At 72.9% G+C, this 19,222-nt stretch carries 17 protein-coding genes; 12 read left to right on the top strand and 5 right to left on the bottom strand.

Going from position 1 to position 19,222, the window contains the following annotated elements; genetic code table 11:
- Window positions 1-15: 15 nt before the first annotated feature.
- Entirely contained in the window at window positions 16-204 is a 189-nt protein-coding gene (locus ACH4LD_RS09740) for a hypothetical protein (RefSeq protein ID WP_014673494.1), read from the bottom strand.
- Between the two features lie 130 nt (window positions 205-334).
- Here ACH4LD_RS09740 and ACH4LD_RS09735 point away from each other — a divergent pair, with 130 nt between their 5' ends.
- The 7 genes from ACH4LD_RS09735 (at window position 335) to ACH4LD_RS09705 (ending at window position 8,934) form a co-directional block, all read left to right on the top strand.
- Window positions 335-1,213, top strand: coding sequence for a winged helix-turn-helix domain-containing protein (locus tag ACH4LD_RS09735; protein ID WP_207928364.1), 879 nt, complete (start codon window positions 335-337; stop codon window positions 1,211-1,213).
- On the top strand, window positions 1,213-1,956 hold the full coding sequence (locus tag ACH4LD_RS09730; RefSeq protein ID WP_398055617.1) for an HAD family hydrolase: 744 nt from the start codon (window positions 1,213-1,215) through the stop codon (window positions 1,954-1,956). Before ACH4LD_RS09735 ends, ACH4LD_RS09730 begins: the two co-directional genes overlap by 1 nt.
- 340 nt (window positions 1,957-2,296) lie before the next feature.
- Window positions 2,297-3,232 carry a winged helix-turn-helix domain-containing protein gene (locus tag ACH4LD_RS09725; RefSeq protein ID WP_132785458.1) on the top strand — a complete coding sequence of 312 codons (936 nt, stop codon included), beginning with the start codon at window positions 2,297-2,299 and terminating at the stop codon, window positions 3,230-3,232.
- A gap of 187 nt (window positions 3,233-3,419) precedes the next feature.
- On the top strand, window positions 3,420-5,678 hold the full coding sequence (locus ACH4LD_RS09720) for a phosphotransferase family protein (protein ID WP_398055616.1): 2,259 nt from the start codon (window positions 3,420-3,422) through the stop codon (window positions 5,676-5,678).
- Window positions 5,679-5,687: 9 nt separating this feature from the next.
- Window positions 5,688-6,305 carry a TetR family transcriptional regulator gene (locus ACH4LD_RS09715; protein ID WP_398055615.1) on the top strand — a complete coding sequence of 206 codons (618 nt, stop codon included), beginning with the start codon at window positions 5,688-5,690 and terminating at the stop codon, window positions 6,303-6,305.
- Between the two features lie 48 nt (window positions 6,306-6,353).
- Window positions 6,354-8,384, top strand: a complete 2,031-nt coding sequence (locus ACH4LD_RS09710) for a HelD family protein (protein ID WP_398055614.1) — start codon at window positions 6,354-6,356, stop codon at window positions 8,382-8,384.
- Between the two features lie 52 nt (window positions 8,385-8,436).
- The gene (locus tag ACH4LD_RS09705; RefSeq protein WP_398055613.1) at window positions 8,437-8,934 is read left to right on the top strand and encodes an HAD domain-containing protein; all 498 of its coding nucleotides are present in this window, start codon (window positions 8,437-8,439) and stop codon (window positions 8,932-8,934) included.
- A 102-nt stretch (window positions 8,935-9,036) separates the two neighbouring features.
- Here ACH4LD_RS09705 and ACH4LD_RS09700 read toward each other — a convergent pair whose 3' ends face one another.
- Window positions 9,037-11,406: an ATP-binding cassette domain-containing protein gene (locus ACH4LD_RS09700; RefSeq protein ID WP_398055612.1), complete on the bottom strand. Its 2,370-nt coding sequence runs from the start codon at window positions 11,404-11,406 to the stop codon at window positions 9,037-9,039.
- Between the two features lie 126 nt (window positions 11,407-11,532).
- On the opposite strand from ACH4LD_RS09700, the gene ACH4LD_RS09695 reads away from it, so the two are divergent.
- The 3 genes from ACH4LD_RS09695 to ACH4LD_RS09685 all read left to right on the top strand — a co-directional run bounded on the left by ACH4LD_RS09695 (window position 11,533) and on the right by ACH4LD_RS09685 (window position 13,174).
- Window positions 11,533-12,021 (top strand): helix-turn-helix transcriptional regulator, encoded by a 489-nt coding sequence (locus ACH4LD_RS09695; protein ID WP_132785452.1) that lies wholly within the window; start codon window positions 11,533-11,535, stop codon window positions 12,019-12,021.
- 81 nt (window positions 12,022-12,102) lie between these two features.
- Window positions 12,103-12,717 carry a hypothetical protein gene (locus ACH4LD_RS09690; protein WP_398055611.1) on the top strand — a complete coding sequence of 205 codons (615 nt, stop codon included), beginning with the start codon at window positions 12,103-12,105 and terminating at the stop codon, window positions 12,715-12,717.
- Between the two features lie 100 nt (window positions 12,718-12,817).
- Window positions 12,818-13,174, top strand: coding sequence for a DUF2516 family protein (locus tag ACH4LD_RS09685; protein WP_132785450.1), 357 nt, complete (start codon window positions 12,818-12,820; stop codon window positions 13,172-13,174).
- A gap of 100 nt (window positions 13,175-13,274) precedes the next feature.
- Here ACH4LD_RS09685 and ACH4LD_RS09680 read toward each other — a convergent pair whose 3' ends face one another.
- The 3 genes from ACH4LD_RS09680 to ACH4LD_RS09670 all read right to left on the bottom strand — a co-directional run bounded on the left by ACH4LD_RS09680 (window position 13,275) and on the right by ACH4LD_RS09670 (window position 17,030).
- Window positions 13,275-14,576 carry a fused response regulator/phosphatase gene (locus ACH4LD_RS09680; RefSeq protein WP_165951613.1) on the bottom strand — a complete coding sequence of 434 codons (1,302 nt, stop codon included), beginning with the start codon at window positions 14,574-14,576 and terminating at the stop codon, window positions 13,275-13,277.
- A gap of 289 nt (window positions 14,577-14,865) precedes the next feature.
- A complete protein-coding gene (locus tag ACH4LD_RS09675) occupies window positions 14,866-15,969 on the bottom strand; it encodes an NlpC/P60 family protein (protein WP_398055610.1) in 1,104 nt (367 codons plus the stop codon).
- A gap of 248 nt (window positions 15,970-16,217) precedes the next feature.
- Window positions 16,218-17,030 (bottom strand): class I SAM-dependent methyltransferase, encoded by an 813-nt coding sequence (locus tag ACH4LD_RS09670; protein WP_398055609.1) that lies wholly within the window; start codon window positions 17,028-17,030, stop codon window positions 16,218-16,220.
- Between the two features lie 212 nt (window positions 17,031-17,242).
- Here ACH4LD_RS09670 and ACH4LD_RS09665 point away from each other — a divergent pair, with 212 nt between their 5' ends.
- Both ACH4LD_RS09665 and ACH4LD_RS09660 read left to right on the top strand, forming a co-directional pair.
- The gene (locus tag ACH4LD_RS09665) at window positions 17,243-18,700 is read left to right on the top strand and encodes a glycosyltransferase (RefSeq protein ID WP_398055608.1); all 1,458 of its coding nucleotides are present in this window, start codon (window positions 17,243-17,245) and stop codon (window positions 18,698-18,700) included.
- Window positions 18,693-19,193, top strand: coding sequence for a YbjN domain-containing protein (locus ACH4LD_RS09660; RefSeq protein ID WP_103809687.1), 501 nt, complete (start codon window positions 18,693-18,695; stop codon window positions 19,191-19,193). The genes ACH4LD_RS09665 and ACH4LD_RS09660 overlap by 8 nt, the downstream gene beginning before the upstream one ends.
- Window positions 19,194-19,222 lie beyond the last annotated feature (29 nt).

Below are 19,222 nucleotides of genomic sequence, written 5' to 3'. Positions count from 1 at the left end.
CGGGGCCGGCCGGCGCTACAGCGCGGGACCGGCCAGCAGGACCGCCAGCAGGACCGCGCCGGCCGAGCTGACGGCCGGGCTCTTGGCCTTGACGCCGACGGTGAGCAGGAGCAGGCCGACGAGGCCGGCGGCCCCGAACCGCCACTGGACGAGCTGCTCGAAGCCGACGACGAAGAGGGCGGAGAGGAGCGCGAGGACAGGCATGGACGTTCCCCCTTTCGGTCTGCCAACTTGACCAAGTTGGCAGCCAACTCTGATTAGGTTGTCCCCACTTGGCGCCCATCCGCAAACAACTTTCCAACAACTCCCCGTAGACGGTTCAGGGTTGTAGCGTTTGGTCGTGACTCAGGAGAACGTGGCAGTGAATGGCAGCGGGCGGCTCACGCCCCAGCAGATCGCCGACACCCTGCGCGAACGCATCCGGACCGGCGCCCTCCGCGTCGGCGAGCGGCTGCCCACCCAGGCCGAGCTGGCCGAGGAGTTCGGCGTGGAGCGGGGCGCCGTACGCCAGGCCCTGCGCGTGCTCCAGGAGGACGGCCTGCTCAGCAACGTCAGCAAGGGCAGCCCGCCCCGGGTCGCCGAACCGGGCCCCGCGCGCGAGGAGCCGCAGCCGACCATGGTGGCCCTCGCGCCCCGGCTGACCGATGCCTTCGCCGCGCCCCACGTGCGCATCGACGCCGTCTGCCTGACCGCGCAGAGCCTGATCCCCGCCCTCGGCGAACCGCTGCGCCTGATCCACGACGGCCGGCTGCGACCGGAGCGGATCGACGTCCGCATCCTGCTGCCGTCCCGGGACATCAACCTCGCCTTCCCGGTCTCGGTCGACGCCGGCAGCGACGACGACGCCGTCCACCAGCGGTGGCTGGCGATGCGCAACGCCCAGGGGCAGGTGCTCCAGTACAACCTCCAGGCCCTGCGCGGCACCCACGACATCGACGTCCACGTCGCCTTCCGGGCGCTGCCGTTCACCCCGCCGGCGAAGTTGTACCTGCTCAACGGCGCGGAGGCGCTGTACGCGTACTACATGGTCACGCGCCGCGCGGAGCCCACCGAGAGCGGGACGCTGGAGATGTACGACACGCTCGGCTCCGAATCGCTGCTGTTCTCCTTCGAGAAGCGGACCGGGCGCCGGGACGCCGCGTTCGTGGAACAGTCCCAGAAGTGGTTCGACGCCCTCTGGGAAACCATCACCACGGACCTGACACTCTCCTAGTGACCACAGAGACAACGACTGACACGACGACCGGTACAGCGGCCGGTACGGCCACGCAGCTACGAGAACTGCTGCGCCGCGCCCGGGTGGTTCTCTGGGACTTCGACGGGCCCATCTGCCGCCTGTTCGCCGGGCACAAGGCGGAGCGGGTGGCGGCCGGACTGGTGGAGTGGCTGGCCGGGCGGGGGCTGCACGGCCTGCTCGACGACACCGAGCGCGAGGCGATGGACCCGCACGGGGTGCTGCGCGCCGTGGACCGCCGGCACCCGGGCAGCGACCTCGTCGCCGAACTGGAGGAACGTCTCACCAAGGAGGAACTGCGGGCCGCCGCCTCCGCGCTGCCCACCGCCTACGCCGACCCGCTGATCCGCACCTGGACCGCGGTCGGCTCCCGCCTGGCCATCACCACGAACAACTCCCCCCGGGTGGTCCGCGCCTATCTCGACACCCGCGGCCTCACCGCCTGCTTCACCCCCCACATCTACGGCCGCACCACCGACCTGCACCTGCTCAAGCCCGACCCGCACTGTCTGAACCGGGCCCTGAGCGCGATGGGCGCCGCCCCCTCGGCCGCCCTGATGATCGGTGACTCTCCCTCCGACCTGACCGCCGCGCGCGACGCCGGCGTGCCCTTCCTCGGCTACGCGCGTAACGAACAGAAGGGGAAGCTTTTGCGGGAGGCCGGAGCCGAGTGCGTCGTCGGGTCGCTGGAGCCCCTGCTGCTGGCGCTGCGCCGCCGGTGACCGTGGCCCGTGCCGGGTCCGGGAGCCCGGCCGCCCGCCGGCGCCGTGCCCACCCGCGGACCCAGGCGGTCAGCGGCGTCAGCAGGCCGATGCCCCAGAAGGCCAGTTGCACCAGGTCGTCCATCCGCACGTCCATCCCGAGCACATGGACCGTCAAGGCTTCCACCCCCCGTGCGCCGCCGTTGATCAGTCAACCGCTCAGGTCCTGCCTGTTGACTGGTGAAGTTGACTGCTTGTTGCTGCATTCCCTGTCAACTAGATCCAGTAACCGGCATGTTGACTTGACTGGTTGACTGGTCGCGGGTGTTTGCCGCGGGCCCGCCGGAGGTACGTACCGGCTGTGACGGGCGGGACGGGCAGGACGGGCAGGAAGGACGACGAGGCCGGCGGCAAGGCGTTCCGCCGGGTCTCCGACGAGCTGCGGGTGCGGATCGCCGACGGCGGTTACCCGCTGGGCACCGAGCTGCCCTCGCAGAACGCGCTCGCGCAGGAGTTCGGGGTCTCGCGGTTCACCGTGCAGCGGGTGCTGACCGAGCTGGGCAACGAGGGCTGGATCGAGTCGCAGCAGGGCAAGCGCTCACGGGTCGTCAGGAACCAGCGCATCCACTCGGCCGCGCCCCGCGCCAGCCGCTCCCGGCACCCGATGACCCTGGGCCCGCTGATCGCCGAGGCGTTCGAGCGCAACGAGGTCACGCTGGACATCTACACCCTGACCTCCGAGAGCCTGGACACCCACATCCACGCGCAGGCCGAGCGCATCCGGGCCCGCATCATCGCGCCCGAGCGCATCGCCCTGCGCATGGTGCTCCCGTCCCCGTCCGTCATCGAGCTGCTGCCCTACCCGCGGGGCAAGGACCCCGGGGACGACGCCCGGCTGCTGGACCGGCTGCGCGGCATCACCGAACGGCACACCGCCTCGCTGCGCAAGGTCCTCGGCGAACTGCGCACCGAGAAGCTGGTGAGGTCGGTGGAGTACGAGTTCCGGCACGTCTCCCTGGCCCCGTCGTTCAAGCTGTACGTCATCAACGGCGAGGAGGTGCTGCACGGCACCTACACGCCGGTGGAACGCCCGGTGATGCTGGAGACGGGCGAGGAGATCGAGGCCGTCGACGTGCTGGGCCTCGGTGCCACGCTCACCCACCACGTCCGCGACGGCCGTCCCGACTCCCCCGGCTCCACCTTCGTGGACAAGATGACGGGCTGGTTCGAGGGAGTCTGGACGTTGCTCACCGACGAGGCCCGTGCCCATGCGATAGCATCCGCGCACGCAGACTGAGCGACCGCTCGTCCCTGCGCGAGGGATGGCGAACGAGCCGGCCTCGGACGACCCCGCACAGGTGAGTGGCAGACCACCGTTGGGCTACTCGGCTGGGCGCCCGGTCGTGCCGGCTGTCACGCGGACTTAACCTTTCCCCAGCCTTCCCCTTCTCGTGTTCTCGCGCGATCGACCCCCGGAGCGGCCAGTGGGCGCACCTCCCGTCCCCCTCGACACGACCGGGGGCCGCGCCGACGGAGCCCGGAGCCAGGCCGTCTTCCGGACGTTCCTGGAGTACGCCGCCGCCGAGGGGGCGGCCAGCGGCGGGTTCCACAACCAGAACTACGTGGTCCCGCTGTCCGAGCCGGTGGCCCGGCTGCTCGGCCGGGAGCCGGGTGTCCCCGTGACCGTGCGGGTGCGGCGCAAGGGCGCGCTGCCGGTGGTGATCCGCACCTGGCAGAACGAGTCGGCGATCCTGCGGGCCGTCCACGGCGTGCTGCCCAACGTGCCCGAGTGCCTCGCCGAGGGCGACGGCTTCGCCATCCACAGCTATGTGGACGGCGTACCGCTGTCCAGCGTGTGCGGCGACGGCAAGCCGGTCGACGGCCTGCTGATAAGAGCGCTGGCGGGTCTGCTCGCCGAGACGGCACAGGTGCGCAGCAGCGCCACGCTCCCGCCCCTGCCGTCGTTGTGGCCGCGCAACTACACCGACAGCCAGGGCTTCCTGCAGACCCTCGCCCGCATGGCCGACCTGCAGATCCGGCAGCCCAACTGGACGGCGTTCGGCGGGCTGTTCGCCGCCCTGGGCATTCCGGAGGACGCGCTGGTGCGGCTGGCCGAACGCGTCCCGGCCATGGCGCGCCGGCCGTACAGCCTGCTCCACGCCGATCTGCACCGCGACAACGTGATCATGTCGTACGGCGGCGACCCGCCGCTGATCTGCGTCGACTGGGAGCTGGCGAGCTACGGCGACCCGCTGCACGACCTCGCCACCCACCTGGTCCGGATGCGCTACCCGGACCACCAGGAGAAGGAGGTCGTCGACGCCTGGGCGCACGCCGTGCAGGCGGTGCGCCCCGCCGCCGTCAACGGGGTGGCCCGGGACCTGCCCCACTACCTAGCCTTCGAGCGGGCCCAGTCGGTGTACCCCGATGTGATGAGGGCGGCGCAGTCCCTCCAGGACTCCTTCGACCAGAAGAGCCTGGACGAGGCGACGGCCCGCGTGCACCGCGCCCTGGAGCTCGCCGCCGAGCCGCTGCGGCTGGGGCAGGCGCCCCGGGAGCGGGAGATCGAGGGCATCCTCTACCGCTGGCGGGCCGCGGCGAGCGACGCGGTGTGGCGCGGCGGCGCGGGCCGCGGCGGCCGGGTCACCCGGGCCATCGACTGGAAGCCGGACGGGCGTGTCTCGGAGCACCCCGACTTCCCCCACTCGGCCGTCGGGAACGCCCTGCTCCTGGAGGGGGCGGCCCCGGCCGAACGGGTGTTCAAGGGCACGGTGCACCTCAACACGGTGGTGTGGGCCCCCGGCACCGAGTTCCCCGTCATCGTGCGGCGCAAGGTGGCGGACGCCCGCCGGCTCGAACGCAGCTTCCTCAGCGAGCACGCCGTGCTGCGGGCGATCGAGCAGTCCCGGGCGGCGGTGGCCGCGCCCAGGATCCTCGCGCTGGGAGAGAGCCATTCCGGCAACCGGGCGTACTCCGGGGACCGCTTCGCGATCCACACCTACGAGGGCCCGCGTGACCCCGGCCGCAAGCCCGCCCATCCGGTCCACGGGCTGCTTCCGCAGGAGGCGGACGGACTCGTGGACCAGCTCGCCGCGCTCACCGAGGTCGACCACGCCCAGCTCGACCCGGTCGCCGTCGGCCTGGACTTCTACGACTGGCTCAGCGACCAGCTCGTCGTGCTCGTCGCCGGTCTGCCGCAGGAGTCACGGCAACTGGCCCGCTTCCTCGGGCTGCCCGGCGCGTCCCGGCTGCGCGAGATCCTCGGCCGGCACCGGCTCACCCGCCGTACCCCGGCCCTGCTGCACGGCGACCTCAACCCCTGGAACCTGGTGCGCCGGGACGACGGTCTGGCGCTGACCCTGATCGACTGGGAGATGGCGCTGGTCGGGGACCCGCTCTACGACCTGGTCCGGCACATGCACCTCACTCCCACCCGGCCGGAGATCCGCGACCGCATGTTCCGTCGCTGGGAGCGCCGCCTGCCGCGGGAGTGCACCCGGAACTGGCGTCAGGACTGGCGGGTGTACCGGTGGATCGAGACCGTCCGCTCGGCGTACGTCGATCTCGACCGGCTGGTCACCGGAGCGAGCCGGGAGGCGCCCAACGTCCGCAGGGCGCTGGACTCGTACGCGATGACCCTGGCGGCGGCCACCGCGTCGCTGGGCCTGACCATCCCGCCCCGGTCCAATCCCTACCTGACCCGCGCGCTGGGCCTGCGGACCGGTACGGACAGCCCTGCGTAGGCTCACCCCATGGGTGAGATGGGCCTGCGCGAGCGCAAGAAGCAGCGGATGTACCAGGACGTGTCGGACATCGCCGTACGACTGTTCCTGGAGCGGGGCTTCGACGCCGTGTCCGTGGCGGAGGTCGCCGCCGCGGCCGGGATCTCCAAGCCGACCCTCTTCCGGTACTTCCCGGCCAAGGAGGACCTGGTCCTGCACCGGATCGCGGACCACGAGACGGAGGCCGCGCGGGTGGTCGCCGGGGCGGCCGACCCGGTGGACGCGCTGCGCCGGCACTTCCTCGCCGGCCTGGAGCGGCGCGACCCGGTCACCGGGCTGAACGACCACCCCGGCGTGCTCGCCTTCCACCGTCTGCTCTACGGCACCCCGTCCCTGGTGGCGCGGGCGTACGCGCACCAGGAGCGGTCGGAGGCGGCGCTCGCCGAGGCGCTCGGGGGTGATCTGGCGGCACGGCTGGCCGCCGCGCAGATCATCGCCGTACAGCGGGTCCTCGCCCTGGACAACTGGCGGCGGATCGCGGCGGGGGAGCCGGTGGCGGAGGTCGCGCCGGACGCGGTGGAGGCGGCGGAGCGGGCGTTCCGGCGGCTGGCGGAGGCGCTGCCGGAGCTCCGGGGCCAGCGTATGTGACTCGGTAAGAAATGTAACTCGGTAACGTTATGGCGGTACGCTGGCGCCATGACGTCATCCGACTCCGCCCTCAAGGACACCCTGCACACCGAGCGCGCCTACCACGACACCTGCCGTACGGCCCTCGCCGCGATGGTCGAGGGCGCCGCCGAGCAGGTCGTCATCGGGGAGGACGTCTCCGCCTCCGGAGCCGACGCCGAAGTCCTCGGCCACCGGCTGCGCAGCCAGGCCAAGGCCCTGCGCGAACTCCCGCCCGGCCCGCTGTTCTTCGGCCGGCTCGACTTCGCCGACGGCGACCCCGGGCACGGCGGGCAGAGCTACCACGTCGGCCGGGTCCGCATCACCGAGGACCCGGCCGCACCACCGCTCGTGGTCGACTGGCGGGCCCCCGTCTCCCGCGCCTTCTACCAGGCGAGCGCCCGCGAACCGCAGGGCGTGGCGGTCCGGCGCCGGTTCGGCTGGGCGCCCGGCAGCCGGGGCGACTCCGCCGACCTCACCGGCCTGGAGGACGAGCACCTGGGCCGGGGCGAGTCCCGGACCAGCGACATCGTGGCCCGCGAGATCGAACGGCCCCGCGTCGGCCCCATGCGGGACATCGCCGCGACCATCCAGCCCGAGCAGGACGACCTCGTCCGCGCCGCCCTCACCGACTCCGTGTGCGTGCAGGGCGCCCCCGGCACCGGCAAGACCGCCGTCGGCCTGCACCGGGCCGCGTACCTGCTCTACACCCACCCCAAGCGGCTCCAGCGCTCCGGCCTGCTGATCCTCGGCCCCAACCGCACCTTCCTCGGCTACATCGCCGAGGTGCTGCCCTCCCTCGGCGAGACGGGCGTCCGCCAGTCCACCCTGCTGGACGAGATCGCCCGCCACCCGGTCACCGGCACCGACCCGCTGAAGACCGCGGCGGTCAAGCACGACCCGCGCATGGCCGAGGTGCTGCGCCGGGCGCTGTACGCGCGCGTGACCACCGACGGGGCCGCCGACCTCGTCGTGCCCGACGGCTCCTACCGCTGGCGGGTCCCCGCCGCCGAACTCGCCGACCTGGTCGCTCAGGTGCGCGCCGAGGAACCGCCGTACGCCGTCGGACGGGAGCGGGTGCGCACCCGGGTGGTACGGCGGCTGCGCGACCGGGCCGAACGGCGCTCCGGGGTGCTGCCCGCCTCCTGGGCGCGCCGCGTCGAGCGCTGCCGGCCGCTGACCGAGCGGCTCGACGCCGTGTGGCCGAAGGTCCGCCCCGAGGAGGTCCTCGCCGAACTCCTCACCGACGCCGATGGGCTGGCCCGGGCGGCCGGCGGCCTGCTGGACCCGGACGAGCGGGCGGCACTGCTCTGGCCCCGCCCGCCGCGCTCGTACAAGTCGGCCCGCTGGTCGGCCGCCGACCTGGTCCTGCTCGACGAACTCGCCGGGCTCGTCGAACACCCCGAGGGCTACGGCCACCTCGTCGTGGACGAGGCGCAGGACCTGTCGCCGATGGAGTGCCGGGCCATCGCCCGCCGGGCCGAGTTCGGCTCCCTGACCGTCCTCGGCGACCTCGCCCAGGGCACCACCCCGTGGGCCGCCCGCGACTGGTCCGTCCAACTGCGCCACCTGGGCCGGCCGGACGCGGCCGTGGTGCCGCTGACCACCGGGTTCCGGGTGCCGGCGGCCGTGCTGGAGCTCGCCAACCGGCTGCTCGCCCGCCTCGACGTCGCCGTGCCCGCCGCCACCTCGCTGCGCACGGACGGGGAGCTGACCCTGCGGCCCACCGAGGACCTGCTCGGCACCACCGTGACCGCCGTGCGCGACGCCCTCGCCCGGGAGGGCTCGGTCGGCGTGGTCACGGCCGACGCGGACGCCGACCGGGTGCGCGCGGCGCTCGGCCGGGCCGGCCTCGACACGGCCGGCCCCGACACGCCCGCCGCCCGGCTGACCGTGGTCCCCGCGAGCGTGGTCAAGGGCCTGGAGTACGACCACGTCGTCGCCGTGGAACCGGCGGCCGTGGCCGAGGCGGAGGAACGGGGCGCCCACCGGCTCTACGTGGTGCTCACCCGGGCGGTGTCCCGGCTGGACGTCGTCCACAGCCGGCCGCTGCCGTTCTGACCGGGGGCGGGGTCCTGGACGACCGGTGCTGCGGGCACGAACCTGAAGGGTGATGCTGCTCTTCCTCGACGTGGACGGTCCGCTCATCCCCTTCGGGGCGGCGGACCGCGCCTACCCGCTGTACGACGGCCCGCCGGTGCCGGCCGGCCACCCGCTGCTGCCCCGCCTCGACCCCGCGCTGGGGCCCCGGCTGACGGCGCTGGGCTGCGAACTTGTGTGGGCCACGACGTGGATGGACGACGCCAACGACTGCATCGCGCCGTGGCTGGGCCTGCCGCCGCTGCCGGTCGTGCGGTGGCCGGACGCGGACGAGCGGCCGGCCCCGCAGCACTGGAAGACCTGGCCGCTGACCCGCTGGGCGGCGGGCCGGCCCTTCGTCTGGGTGGACGACGAGATCACCGGGGCCGACCGCGCCTGGATCGCCGTCCACCACCCGGCCCCAGCCCTCGCGCATCGCGTCGACCACCGGTACGGCCTGACCGAGGCCGACTTCGCGGTGCTGGAGGAGTGGCTGAGGGGACACCCTGGAGGGGCGCGTGGCCGTGTCTGACACGCGGCTCCGCCCCGTGGGCGCGTCCGGCCATGGCACGCCCGCGGTCGGCGATGGCCGGTGGCCCGGCGACACGGCGCCGCACGCCCGGCCCGCGCCGCGTCAGGCGCCCACGTACTCCGCGAGGTGCTCGCCGGTGACGGTGGAGCGCGCGGCGACCAGGTCGGCCGGGGTGCCCTCGAAGACGACGCGGCCGCCGTCGTGGCCCGCGCCGGGGCCGAGGTCGATGATCCAGTCGGCGTGCGCCATGACCGCCTGGTGGTGCTCGATGACGATCACCGACTTGCCGGCGTCGACCAGCCGGTCCAGCAGGCCCAGCAGCTGCTCCACGTCGGCGAGATGGAGGCCGGTGGTCGGCTCGTCCAGGACGTAGACCCCGCCCTTCTCCGCCATGTGCGTGGCCAGCTTCAGCCGCTGCCGCTCACCGCCGGAGAGAGTGGTGAGCGGCTGGCCGAGGGTGAGGTAGCCGAGGCCCACGTCGGCCATGTTCCGCAGGATGCGGTGGGCGGCCGGGGTGCGGGCCTCGCCGTCGCCGAAGAACTCCTCGGCCTCGGTCACCGGCATCGCCAGCACCTCGCTGATGTCCCGCCCGCCCAGGCGGTACTCCAGCACCGAGGCGTCGAACCGCTTGCCCTCGCACTCCTCGCAGGTGGTGGCCACCCCGGCCATCATCGCCAGGTCGGTGTAGACGACCCCGGCGCCGTTGCAGGAGGGGCAGGCGCCCTCGGAGTTGGCGCTGAACAGCGCCGGCTTCACCCCGTTGGCCTTGGCGAACGCCTTGCGGATGGGCTCCAGCAGACCGGTGTACGTCGCCGGGTTGCTGCGCCGCGAACCACGGATCGGCGCCTGGTCCACCGACACCACCCCCTCACGGGCCGGGATCGACCCGTGCACCAGCGAACTCTTGCCGGAGCCGGCGACCCCGGTGACGACGGTGAGCACGCCGAGCGGGATGTCGACGTCCACGTTCCGCAGGTTGTGGGTCCTGGCGCCGCGGATCTCCAGGACCCCGGTCGGCTTCCGCACCGTCTTCTTCAGCGCCGCCCGGTCGTCCAGGTGCCGCCCGGTGAGCGTGCCGCTCGCCCGCAGCCCGGCGACGGTGCCCTCGAAGCAGACGGTGCCGCCCGCCGTACCGGCGCCCGGGCCGAGGTCCACCACGTGGTCGGCGATCGCGATGACCTCCGGCTTGTGCTCCACCACCAGCACCGTGTTGCCCTTGTCACGCAGCCGCAGCAGCAGGTCGTTCATCCGCCGGATGTCATGCGGGTGCAGGCCGGTGGTCGGCTCGTCGAAGACGTACGTGACGTCGGTCAGCGAGGAGCCGAGGTGGCGGATCATCTTCGTCCGCTGCGCCTCGCCGCCCGAGAGCGTGCCCGCGGGCCGGTCCAGGGAGAGGTAGCCGAGGCCGATCTCCACGAACGAGTCCAGGGTCTCGCCCAGCGCGGTGAGCAGCGGCGCCACGGACGGCTCGGCCAGGCCGCGCACCCACGCGGCCAGGTCGCTGATCTGCATCGCGCAGGCGTCGGCGATGCTGATCCCCTTGATCTTCGAGGACCGGGCCGCCGCGCTGAGCCGGGTGCCGTCGCAGTCGGGGCAGGTCGTGAAGGTGACCGCGCGGTCCACGAACTCCCGGATGTGCGGCTGCATCGCCTCCCGGTCCTTGGCGAGCATCGACTTCTGGATGCGCGGCACCAGACCCTCGTAGGTCATGTTGATGCCCGCGATCTTCATCCGGACCGGCTCGCGGTACAGGAAGTCGTCGAGCTGCCGCCGGCTGAACGTGCGGATCGGCTTGTCCGGGTCGAAGAGGCCCGACTCGGTGTAGAGGCGGTGGTTCCAGCCGCCCGGCTTGTAACCGGGGATGGTGAGCGCGCCCTCGCTGAGCGACTTGTCCTCGTCGTAGAGCTGGGACAGATCGATGTCCGTGACCGTGCCCCGGCCCTCGCAGCGCGGGCACATGCCGCCGGTGATGCTGAACGCGCGGCGCTCCTTCACCGTCTTCCCTCCGCGCTCCACGGTGACCGCGCCCGCGCCGCTGATCGAGGCGACGTTGAAGGAGAACGCCTTGGGCGAGCCGATGTGCGGGGTGCCGAGCCGGCTGAACAGGATGCGCAGCATCGCGTGGGCGTCGGTCGCGGTGCCGACCGTGGAGCGCGGGTCGGCGCCCATCCGCTGCTGGTCGACGATGATCGCGGTGGTCAGCCCGTCGAGCACGTCGACCTCGGGCCGCGCCAGCGTGGGCATGAAGCCCTGGACGAACGCGCTGTACGTCTCGTTGATCAGCCGCTGCGACTCGGCGGCGATGGTGTCGAACACCAGCGAGCTCTTGCCCGAGCCGGAGACCCCGGTGAACACCGTGAGCCGGCGCTTGGGGATCTCGACGCTCACGTCCTTGAGGTTGTTCTCGCGTGCCCCGTGCACACGGATCAGGTCATGACTGTCGGCGGCATGCTGTGCGATGGCGTCGTCCATGCCGGCAACCGTAGCGGCGCCCCGACGGCGGGCGCTTCTCCATTCCTGACGCCTTACCGGTGACACGACACACTCTTGCAAGCGGGGTGCTTGCAATTGTTAGCGTGGGTGGGGCAAGGTGGAGGCATGGCATCGCTGAACGTCGGCAACCTCGGTGAGTACCTGCGCGAACAGCGGCGGAACGCCCAGCTGTCGCTGCGGCAGCTCGCCGACGCCGCCGGGGTGTCCAATCCGTACCTGAGCCAGATCGAGCGCGGGCTGCGCAAGCCCAGCGCGGAGGTGCTCCAGCAGGTCGCCAAGGCCCTGCGCATCTCCGCCGAGACGCTGTACGTCCGCGCCGGCATCCTCGACGCCGAACGGGACCGGGACGAGGTCGAGACGCGCGCCGTCATCCTCGCCGACCCCACGCTCAACGAGCGGCAGAAGCAGGTGCTGCTCCAGATCTACGAGTCCTTCCGCAAGGAGAACGGCTTCGGGATCGGCGAGCGCGCCGAGGACGACGGCCCCGGGAACGGACCCGTGGACCAGGGGACCGGCGACGGCAGCCGTACGGCCGGCTCAGGCGATGCCGCCGGAAGTGACACGGACGCCGGCCCGCGGCGGACGGCCGGATAAAGCCGGACCAGGGCTCCGGACGCCCGCCGCGGACCACACCAACCCAGCCGAACGCGAATCCGATCCGGGAGGACCCTCACCATGGCCATCACCGACGACCTGCGCAAGACCCTCAGCGACCCGACCCCGCTCTACTTCGCCGCCGGCACCGCCGACCTGGCGCTTCAGCAGGCCAAGAAGGTGCCGGCCCTGGTCGAGCAGCTGCGTGCCGAGGCCCCGGCGCGCATCGAGGCCGTGCGCAACACCGACCCGAAGGCCGTGCAGGAGAAGGCCACCGCCCGCGCCAAGGAGGCGCAGGAGACCCTTCAGGCCAAGGTCAACGAGTTCATCGGGACCATCGACGTCGACCTCAAGAAGCTCGGCGAGACCGCCCAGGACCTCGCCCTGCGCAGCGTCGGCGTCGCCGCCGAGTACGCCGTCAAGGCCCGCGAGACCTACGAGCGGGTCGCCGAGCACGGCGAGCAGGCCGTGAAGACCTGGCGCGGCGAGGCCGCCGAGGAGATCGAGGAGCTGGCGATCGCGGTCGAGGGCAAGCCCGAGCCGGTCGAGGTCAAGGACGACCAGCCGAAGCCGGCCGAGGCGAAGGCCGACCCGGCCGCGGACAGGAAGCCCGTGGCGAAGAAGGCCCCGGCTCCCCGCAAGACCACCACCACCCCGACCACCACGGCGAAGAAGACGACCCCGCCGGCCAAGTGACCATGGCCGACGAGACGGTTCCGGGCCGGGCACCTTTGGGGTGTCCGGCCCGTTCTATGGGTACGGTGGCGGCGTAGCAGGGATCGGCAATCAACGGGCGGTGGGCAGCATGCTGATGTTGGGCTTCGCGGGTTTCTTGGGCATCTTGAAGATCATTCTGATGGCCCTGGCCGCGTTCGGGCTGTTCGACGCCGCGTTCCGGCGCGAGGACGCCTTCCGCGCCGCCGACAAGCAGAACAAGGTCTTCTGGCTGATCATCCTCGCCATCGCCCTCGTGGTCAGCTACCTGTTCTCGCTCCTGTCCATCCTCCCCATCGCCGGCGCGGTGGCGAGCATCGTCTACCTCGTCGACGTCCGCCCCGCCCTCCAGCAGGTGGGCGGCGGCCGCGGGTGGGGCCGCCGCGGGGGCGGAAGCAGCAGCGACGGCCCGTACGGCCCGTACAACGGCGGCCGCTGACGGCATCCCGCCGCGGGGCCGCCCGCCGGGTGCGTGCGGGTCGAGCCAGGAGCTGCCGGTACCCGGCGACGGCGCGCGACCGCCTGCGGCGGGATTGCGCCTACCGCGTCCGATCCAGCAGCACCACCGCGACGTCGTCGGTCAGCTCACCCCCGTTGAGGTCCCGCACCTCGCTCACCGCGGCCCGCAGCAGCGCCTCCCCCCGCAGCCCCTCGGACAGCTGCCGGCGGATCATCTCCAGCATGCCGTCCTGACCGAGCCGCTCCCCGCCCTCACCGACCCGGCCCTCGATCAGCCCGTCGGTGTAGAGCATCAGGCTCCACTCGGCACCCAGCTCGACCTGCATCCGCGGCCAGCGGGCGCCGGGCAGCAGCCCCAGGGCGGGGCCGTTGTTCTCGTAGGGGAGCAGCCGCGCCGGCCGGCCGGGGCGGGCGATCAGCGGGGCCGGATGGCCGGCCAGGCACAGGCCGGCCCGGCGGCCGTCGGGCGCGATGTCCACCGTGCACAGCGTCGCGAAGATCTCCTCGTCGGCGCGCTCGTGCTCCAGCACCTGCTGCATGGTGTTCAGCAGCTCGTCCCCGCACAGCCCGGCCAGGGTCAGCGCCCGCCAGGCGATGCGCAGCTCCACGCCGAGCGCGGCCTCGTCCGGGCCGTGCCCGCAGACGTCGCCGATCATGGCGTGCACGGTGCCGTCGGGGGTGCGGACGGCGTCGTAGAAGTCGCCGCCGAGCAGCGCCCGGGACCGGCCGGGGCGGTAGCGCGCGGCGAACCGCAGCGAGGAGCCCTCCAGCAGCGGGGTCGGCAGCAGGCCGCGCTCCAGCCGGCGGTTCTCCTGCGCGCGCATCTTGCCCTCGGCGAGCCGCCGCTCGGCCGTGTCGGACCGCTTGCGCTCCACCGCGTACCGGATGGCGCGGCTGAGCAGCCGGCCGTCCAGCTCGTCCCGGAAGAGGTAGTCCTGGGCGCCCACGCGCACGGCCTCGGCGCCGCGCTCGGCGTCGCCGGAGGCGGTCAGCGCGAGCACGGCGTGCCGGGGCGCGAGCTGGAGGACGTGCCTGAGCACGGCCAGCTCGTCGTCGGTGTCGCTGCCGCCCGGCGCCGGGAGCGCCAGGTCCAGCAGGATGCAGTGGACGTCGTCGGTGAGCAGCCGCTCGGCCTCGGTGAGGTTGCGGGCGGTGCGGACGCGGATCGGCTTGCCGGCCGAGTCCAGCAGGTCGGGCACGATCGGCGAGCCGGCCGGATCGTCCTCGATCAGCAGCAGGGTGAGAGTGGCGCCGGTGCCGTTCACGGCCGTGGCGTCGCGGTGGGCCTCTTCCTTGAGGGGGCCGCCGACTGCGCGGGCGGCCTGCGCCTGACCACTCTCCACGGCCGGGATCGCTCTCTGCCGCGGTACGGGTACGGGCATTTCCTGGGTTCCTTCCCTCCCCCCGAGGGCACGGCGGCGTCGAGGGGTCTCGACCCACCGACCGGGACCATAGCGGCTGGGACCGCCCCGACGGAATGGTGTGAGCCGCGTCGCTCCCGTGCCCGCCACTGTCATATGCCGCTTTCCGTACCGCAGTTGGACACGCCGACGGCCCCGGCGGGATGACGAAGCTCACGTCCTGGGGGAGTTTGGGGCGGATCGCGCGTGCGGTGGGTCACATGACGTACGTCACCGGGGAGATGACCCGCACCGCACCACGCGCGACCGGTCACGCGTCCGGTCGTACGACCCCCAGGATCGGCATGGAGCCGGCACCCGCGGTCGTCACCGTCCGCCCGGGGCGCGGCGCGTGGATGATCGTGCCGTCGCCGATGTACATCCCCACATGGCTGGCGTCGTCGAAGTAGATGACGAGGTCACCGGGGCGCATGTCCTTCACCTCGACGTGCTTGAGCTGCTTCCACTGCTCCTGCGAGGTGCGCGGCACGGGGTGGCCGGCCGCCGCCCAGGCCTGGGAGGTCAGGCCCGAGCAGTCGAAGGAGTCCGGGCCCTCGGCACCCCACACGTACGGCTTGCCGAGCTGCCGGGTGGCGTACTGCACGGCCTTCTCGCCCTGTGCGGAGGCCTTTCCGTGGACGTCCTTGAGGGCGCCGGTGTCCAGCCAGGCGGTCTGCGCCCTGGCCGCGGCCTCCCGCTCCAGCTCGGCGAGCCGCTCCTTCTCCTTCTTCTCCAGCCGGGACTGGAGCTTCTCGGCCGCGTCGATCTGCTTCTCGATCTTCTTCTTGGCGGCGTCCTTGACCTTGCGGTTCGCCTCCAGCTCCTTCCAGCGGGCGGAGGCGTCGTCGGCGTAACTCTGCAACTCCTGCTGGGTGCGGGCCTTTTCCGTCATCAGCTTCTTCGCCGCCTGCTGGCCCTGGAGCACCCGGCCGGCGCCGTCCAGGAACCGGCCCGGGTCGTCGCTGAGCAGGAACCGGGCGGTGTCGGACAAGCCACCGGTGCGGTACTGGTCGCGGGCGGCGGCGCCCGCCTGGTCCTTGAGCTCGTCCAGTTTCCGCCGGCCGGCGACGATCTTCTTCGCCAGCTCCACGATCTCGGCGGACTGCTTCTCGGCCTTCTCCTCGGCCGCGTTGTACGCGTCGGTGGCCACCGCGGCGTCGTGGTAGAGCTTGTCGAGCTTCGCGCGGACCTCTTCAAGATCCTTGCTGGGCGCGGGAGTCGGGGCCGGTATGGGAGTCGCCGTGGGTGTCGGGGTCCCGGACGGGGTGCGGGAGGGCTCGGGCACCGCGAACGCGGTGCCGGGCGCCGACAGGACGGTCACCGCGCAGATCACGGTCAGGGCGGCCGTGAGCAGGCCGCGCTTGCCCGGTCCCATACGTCTTCCCCCCAAACTGATTTACCGTCAGTAACTTACGGGCGTCTGAGGGATCGTGCCACGGCCGCGCGCAAAGCGACAGAGGCCGTCGGAAACCGGAATTCCCCCGCTCGCCACCGGATACGACGATCTCCTCGCCGGTGTGACGAACGACGCACGGAGATCGTTCCGTCTGTGATACCCCCGAACGGGTGATACCGGCGCGGCGTCAGACGCGGACCGTCACTGTCCGGCCCGGGGCGCCGGGATCAGGACCGGGGCGCCAACGCGGCCCAGGTGACCGTCACTTCGCCGTGCCGCCAGCGGGCCGGTGAGTCGGTGACGGGCCAGTCGGCGGTCAGGTCCCGCACCGCGCGCAGCCAGCGCTGCCGGGCGCCGTAGGAGGCGTAGGGCGCGGCGGCGGCCCAGGCGCGGTCGAAGTCACGCAGGAAGGCGTGCACCGGTTCGCCAGGGACGTTGCGGTGGATCAGCGCCTTCGGCAGGCGCTCGGCGAGGTCGGAGGGGCGGTCCAGGGAGCCCAGCCGGGTGGCGAAGGTGACCGTGCGCGGACCCTCCGGGCCGAGCGCCACCCACACGTGCCGCCGCCCGATCTCGTCGCACGTCCCCTCCACCAGCAGCCCGCCGCGCGAGCCGCCGGCCGCCGGGGCGAGCCGCGCGCGCAGCCGCTCCCAGACCGCCGCGACCTCGTCCTCGTCGTACTGGCGCAGCACGTTGGCGGCCCGGATCAGCACCGGGCGCCCGGGGACCGGGATCTCGAAGCCGCCGTGCCGGAAGGTCAGCCCCTCCCGCTCGTACGGCCGGGCCGCCGCGACCCGCTCCGGTTCGATCTCGACGCCCACGACACGCGCGCGGGGCGCTGCCGCGCGGAGCCGGGTCAGCAGCTCCACGGCGGTCCAGGGAGCGGCGCCGTATCCCAGGTCGACCGCCACCGGCTCGCTCGCGCGGCGCAGCTCGGCACCGTGCGTGGCCGCGATCCAGCGGTCCATGCGGCGGAGCCGGTTGGGGTTGGTGGTCCCGCGCGTCACCGTTCCCACGGGGCGGGTGGCTGCGCGGGCTGTCATGAGTACGAGGGTAAGCGGCCGCCGCCGCGGGCCTGCCTCTCGGGACGCACCGGCGCCGACGCCATCCGCATTCGAACCGTTGATCGATCTCGGGTAATGATTCGGCAAAGCCGCCTGAGCGGGAAATGGGCGGGCACCCGCTCGCTGTTGGACCAGCTTGGAGGGCGAGGTGGGCCCTCGTCAGGCATGCCCGCAACAAGGAGGAACGCCAGGTGAGCCAGTACGTCAGCAGGCTCGGGCGACGCTCCCCGGCGGCCGGCACGCGGCTCCGGCTGTACCGCAGGCCCCGCCGGGTCGCCATGCTCTCCGTGCACACCTCCCCGCTCCACCAGCCCGGCACCGGCGACGCGGGCGGCATGAACGTCTACATCGTGGAGCTGGCCCAGCGGCTGGCCGCGATCAACATCGAGGTCGAGATCTTCACCCGGGCCACGGCCGGCGGCCTGCCCCCCGTCGTCGAGCTGGCCCCCGGCGTCCTCGTCCGGCACATCGACGCGGGTCCCTACGAGGGCCTGGCCAAGGAGGACCTCCCGGCCCAGCTGTGCGCCTTCACGCACGGCGTGATGCAGGCCTGGGCCGGCCACCGGCCCGGCTACTACGACCTCGTGCACTCCCACTACTGGCTCTCCGGCCACGTCGGCTGGCTCGCCGCCCAGCGCTGGGGCGTGCCGCTGGTGCACGCCATGCACACCATGGCCAAGGTCAAGAACGCCAACCTGGCCGACGGCGACACCCCCGAGCCCGCCGCCCGGGTCATCGGCGAGACCCAGATCGTGGCCGCCGCCGACCGGCTGATCGCCAACACCGCCGAGGAGGCCGGCGAGCTGGTCCAGCACTACGCCGCCGACCCCGCGAAGGTCGCCGTCGTCCACCCGGGCGTGAACCTGGACCGCTTCCGCCCCTTCCCGCAGGGCGACTTCGCGACGGATGGCTCGCTGGAGGGCCGCTCTCTGGTGGACGGCCCGCTGAAGGGCGGCTCCCCGACGGACGGCTCGTCGAAGGACGGCTCGCCCGCCCCCGTGGACGACGCCCGCGCCGCCGCCCGCGCCCGTCTCGGTCTCCCGCGGGACGCCCTGATCCCCCTCTTCGCGGGCCGCATACAGCCCCTCAAGGCGCCGGACATCCTGCTGCGCGCCGTGGCCGTCCTGCTGGACGAGCGCCCGGAGCTGCGCTCCCGCATCCTCGTCCCGGTCGTCGGCGGCCCCAGCGGCAGCGGGCTCGCCAAGCCGGAGGGGCTGCAGAAGCTCGCGGCCCGGCTGGGCATCGCGGACGTCGTGCGGTTCCGCCCGCCGGTCGGCCAGGAGCAGCTGGCGGACTGGTTCCGGGCCGCGTCCGTCCTGGTCATGCCGTCGTACAGCGAGTCCTTCGGGCTGGTCGCCATCGAGGCGCAGGCGTCCGGGACGCCGGTGCTCGCGGCCTCGGTCGGCGGTCTGCCGGTGGCCGTGCGGGACGGCGAGACCGGCTTCCTGGTCCAGGGCCACGACCCGGCCGACTACGCGCGCGTGCTGCGCCGGTTCGCCGACGAACCGGCGCTCTGCGCGCGCATGGGCCGGGCCGCCGCACGGCACGCCCAGTCCTTCGGCTGGGACGCGGCCGCCGCCGCCACCGCCGACGTCTACACGGCCGCGACCCAGTCCCACCGCCGTCGCGTACGCTCCCACCATGGGTGATGTCGAGAAGGCAGGACAGGTCCTGGAGAGCGTCCTTGAGGACGCGGAACTGGAGTGGGAGAGCCCCGAGCCGGGGAACTACGTGGTCAAGCTGCCCGGCACGCGCAAGCTGTCCACCACGGTGTCCTTCCTCGTCGGCCGCCACTCCCTCTCCCTCAACGCCTTCGTCATCCGCCACCCCGACGAGAACGAGGCGGGCGTCCACCGCTGGCTGCTGGAGCGCAACCTCAAGCTCTACGGCGTGAGTTACGCCGTGGACCACCTCGGCGACGTCTACGTCACCGCCCGGCTGCCCCTCGCCGCCGTCACCCCGGACGGGGTGGACCGGCTCCTCGGCCAGGTCCTGGAAGCGGCCGACGGCGCCTTCAACACCCTGCTGGAGCTCGGCTTCGCCTCCTCGATCCGCAAGGAGTACGCCTGGCGGGTGGCGCGCGGCGAGTCCACACGCAACCTGGAGGCGTTCATGCACCTGATCGACCGCCCCGCGGACTGACGCTCGCTTTTCTTCCGTACGACCCCTTC

Source organism: Streptomyces sp. NPDC017676 (genome assembly GCF_044329325.1).
Taxonomy (GTDB): domain Bacteria; phylum Actinomycetota; class Actinomycetes; order Streptomycetales; family Streptomycetaceae; genus Streptomyces.
The sequence above is the reverse complement of the archived record's forward strand: the minus strand, read 5'-3'. Positions and strand labels throughout refer to the sequence as shown.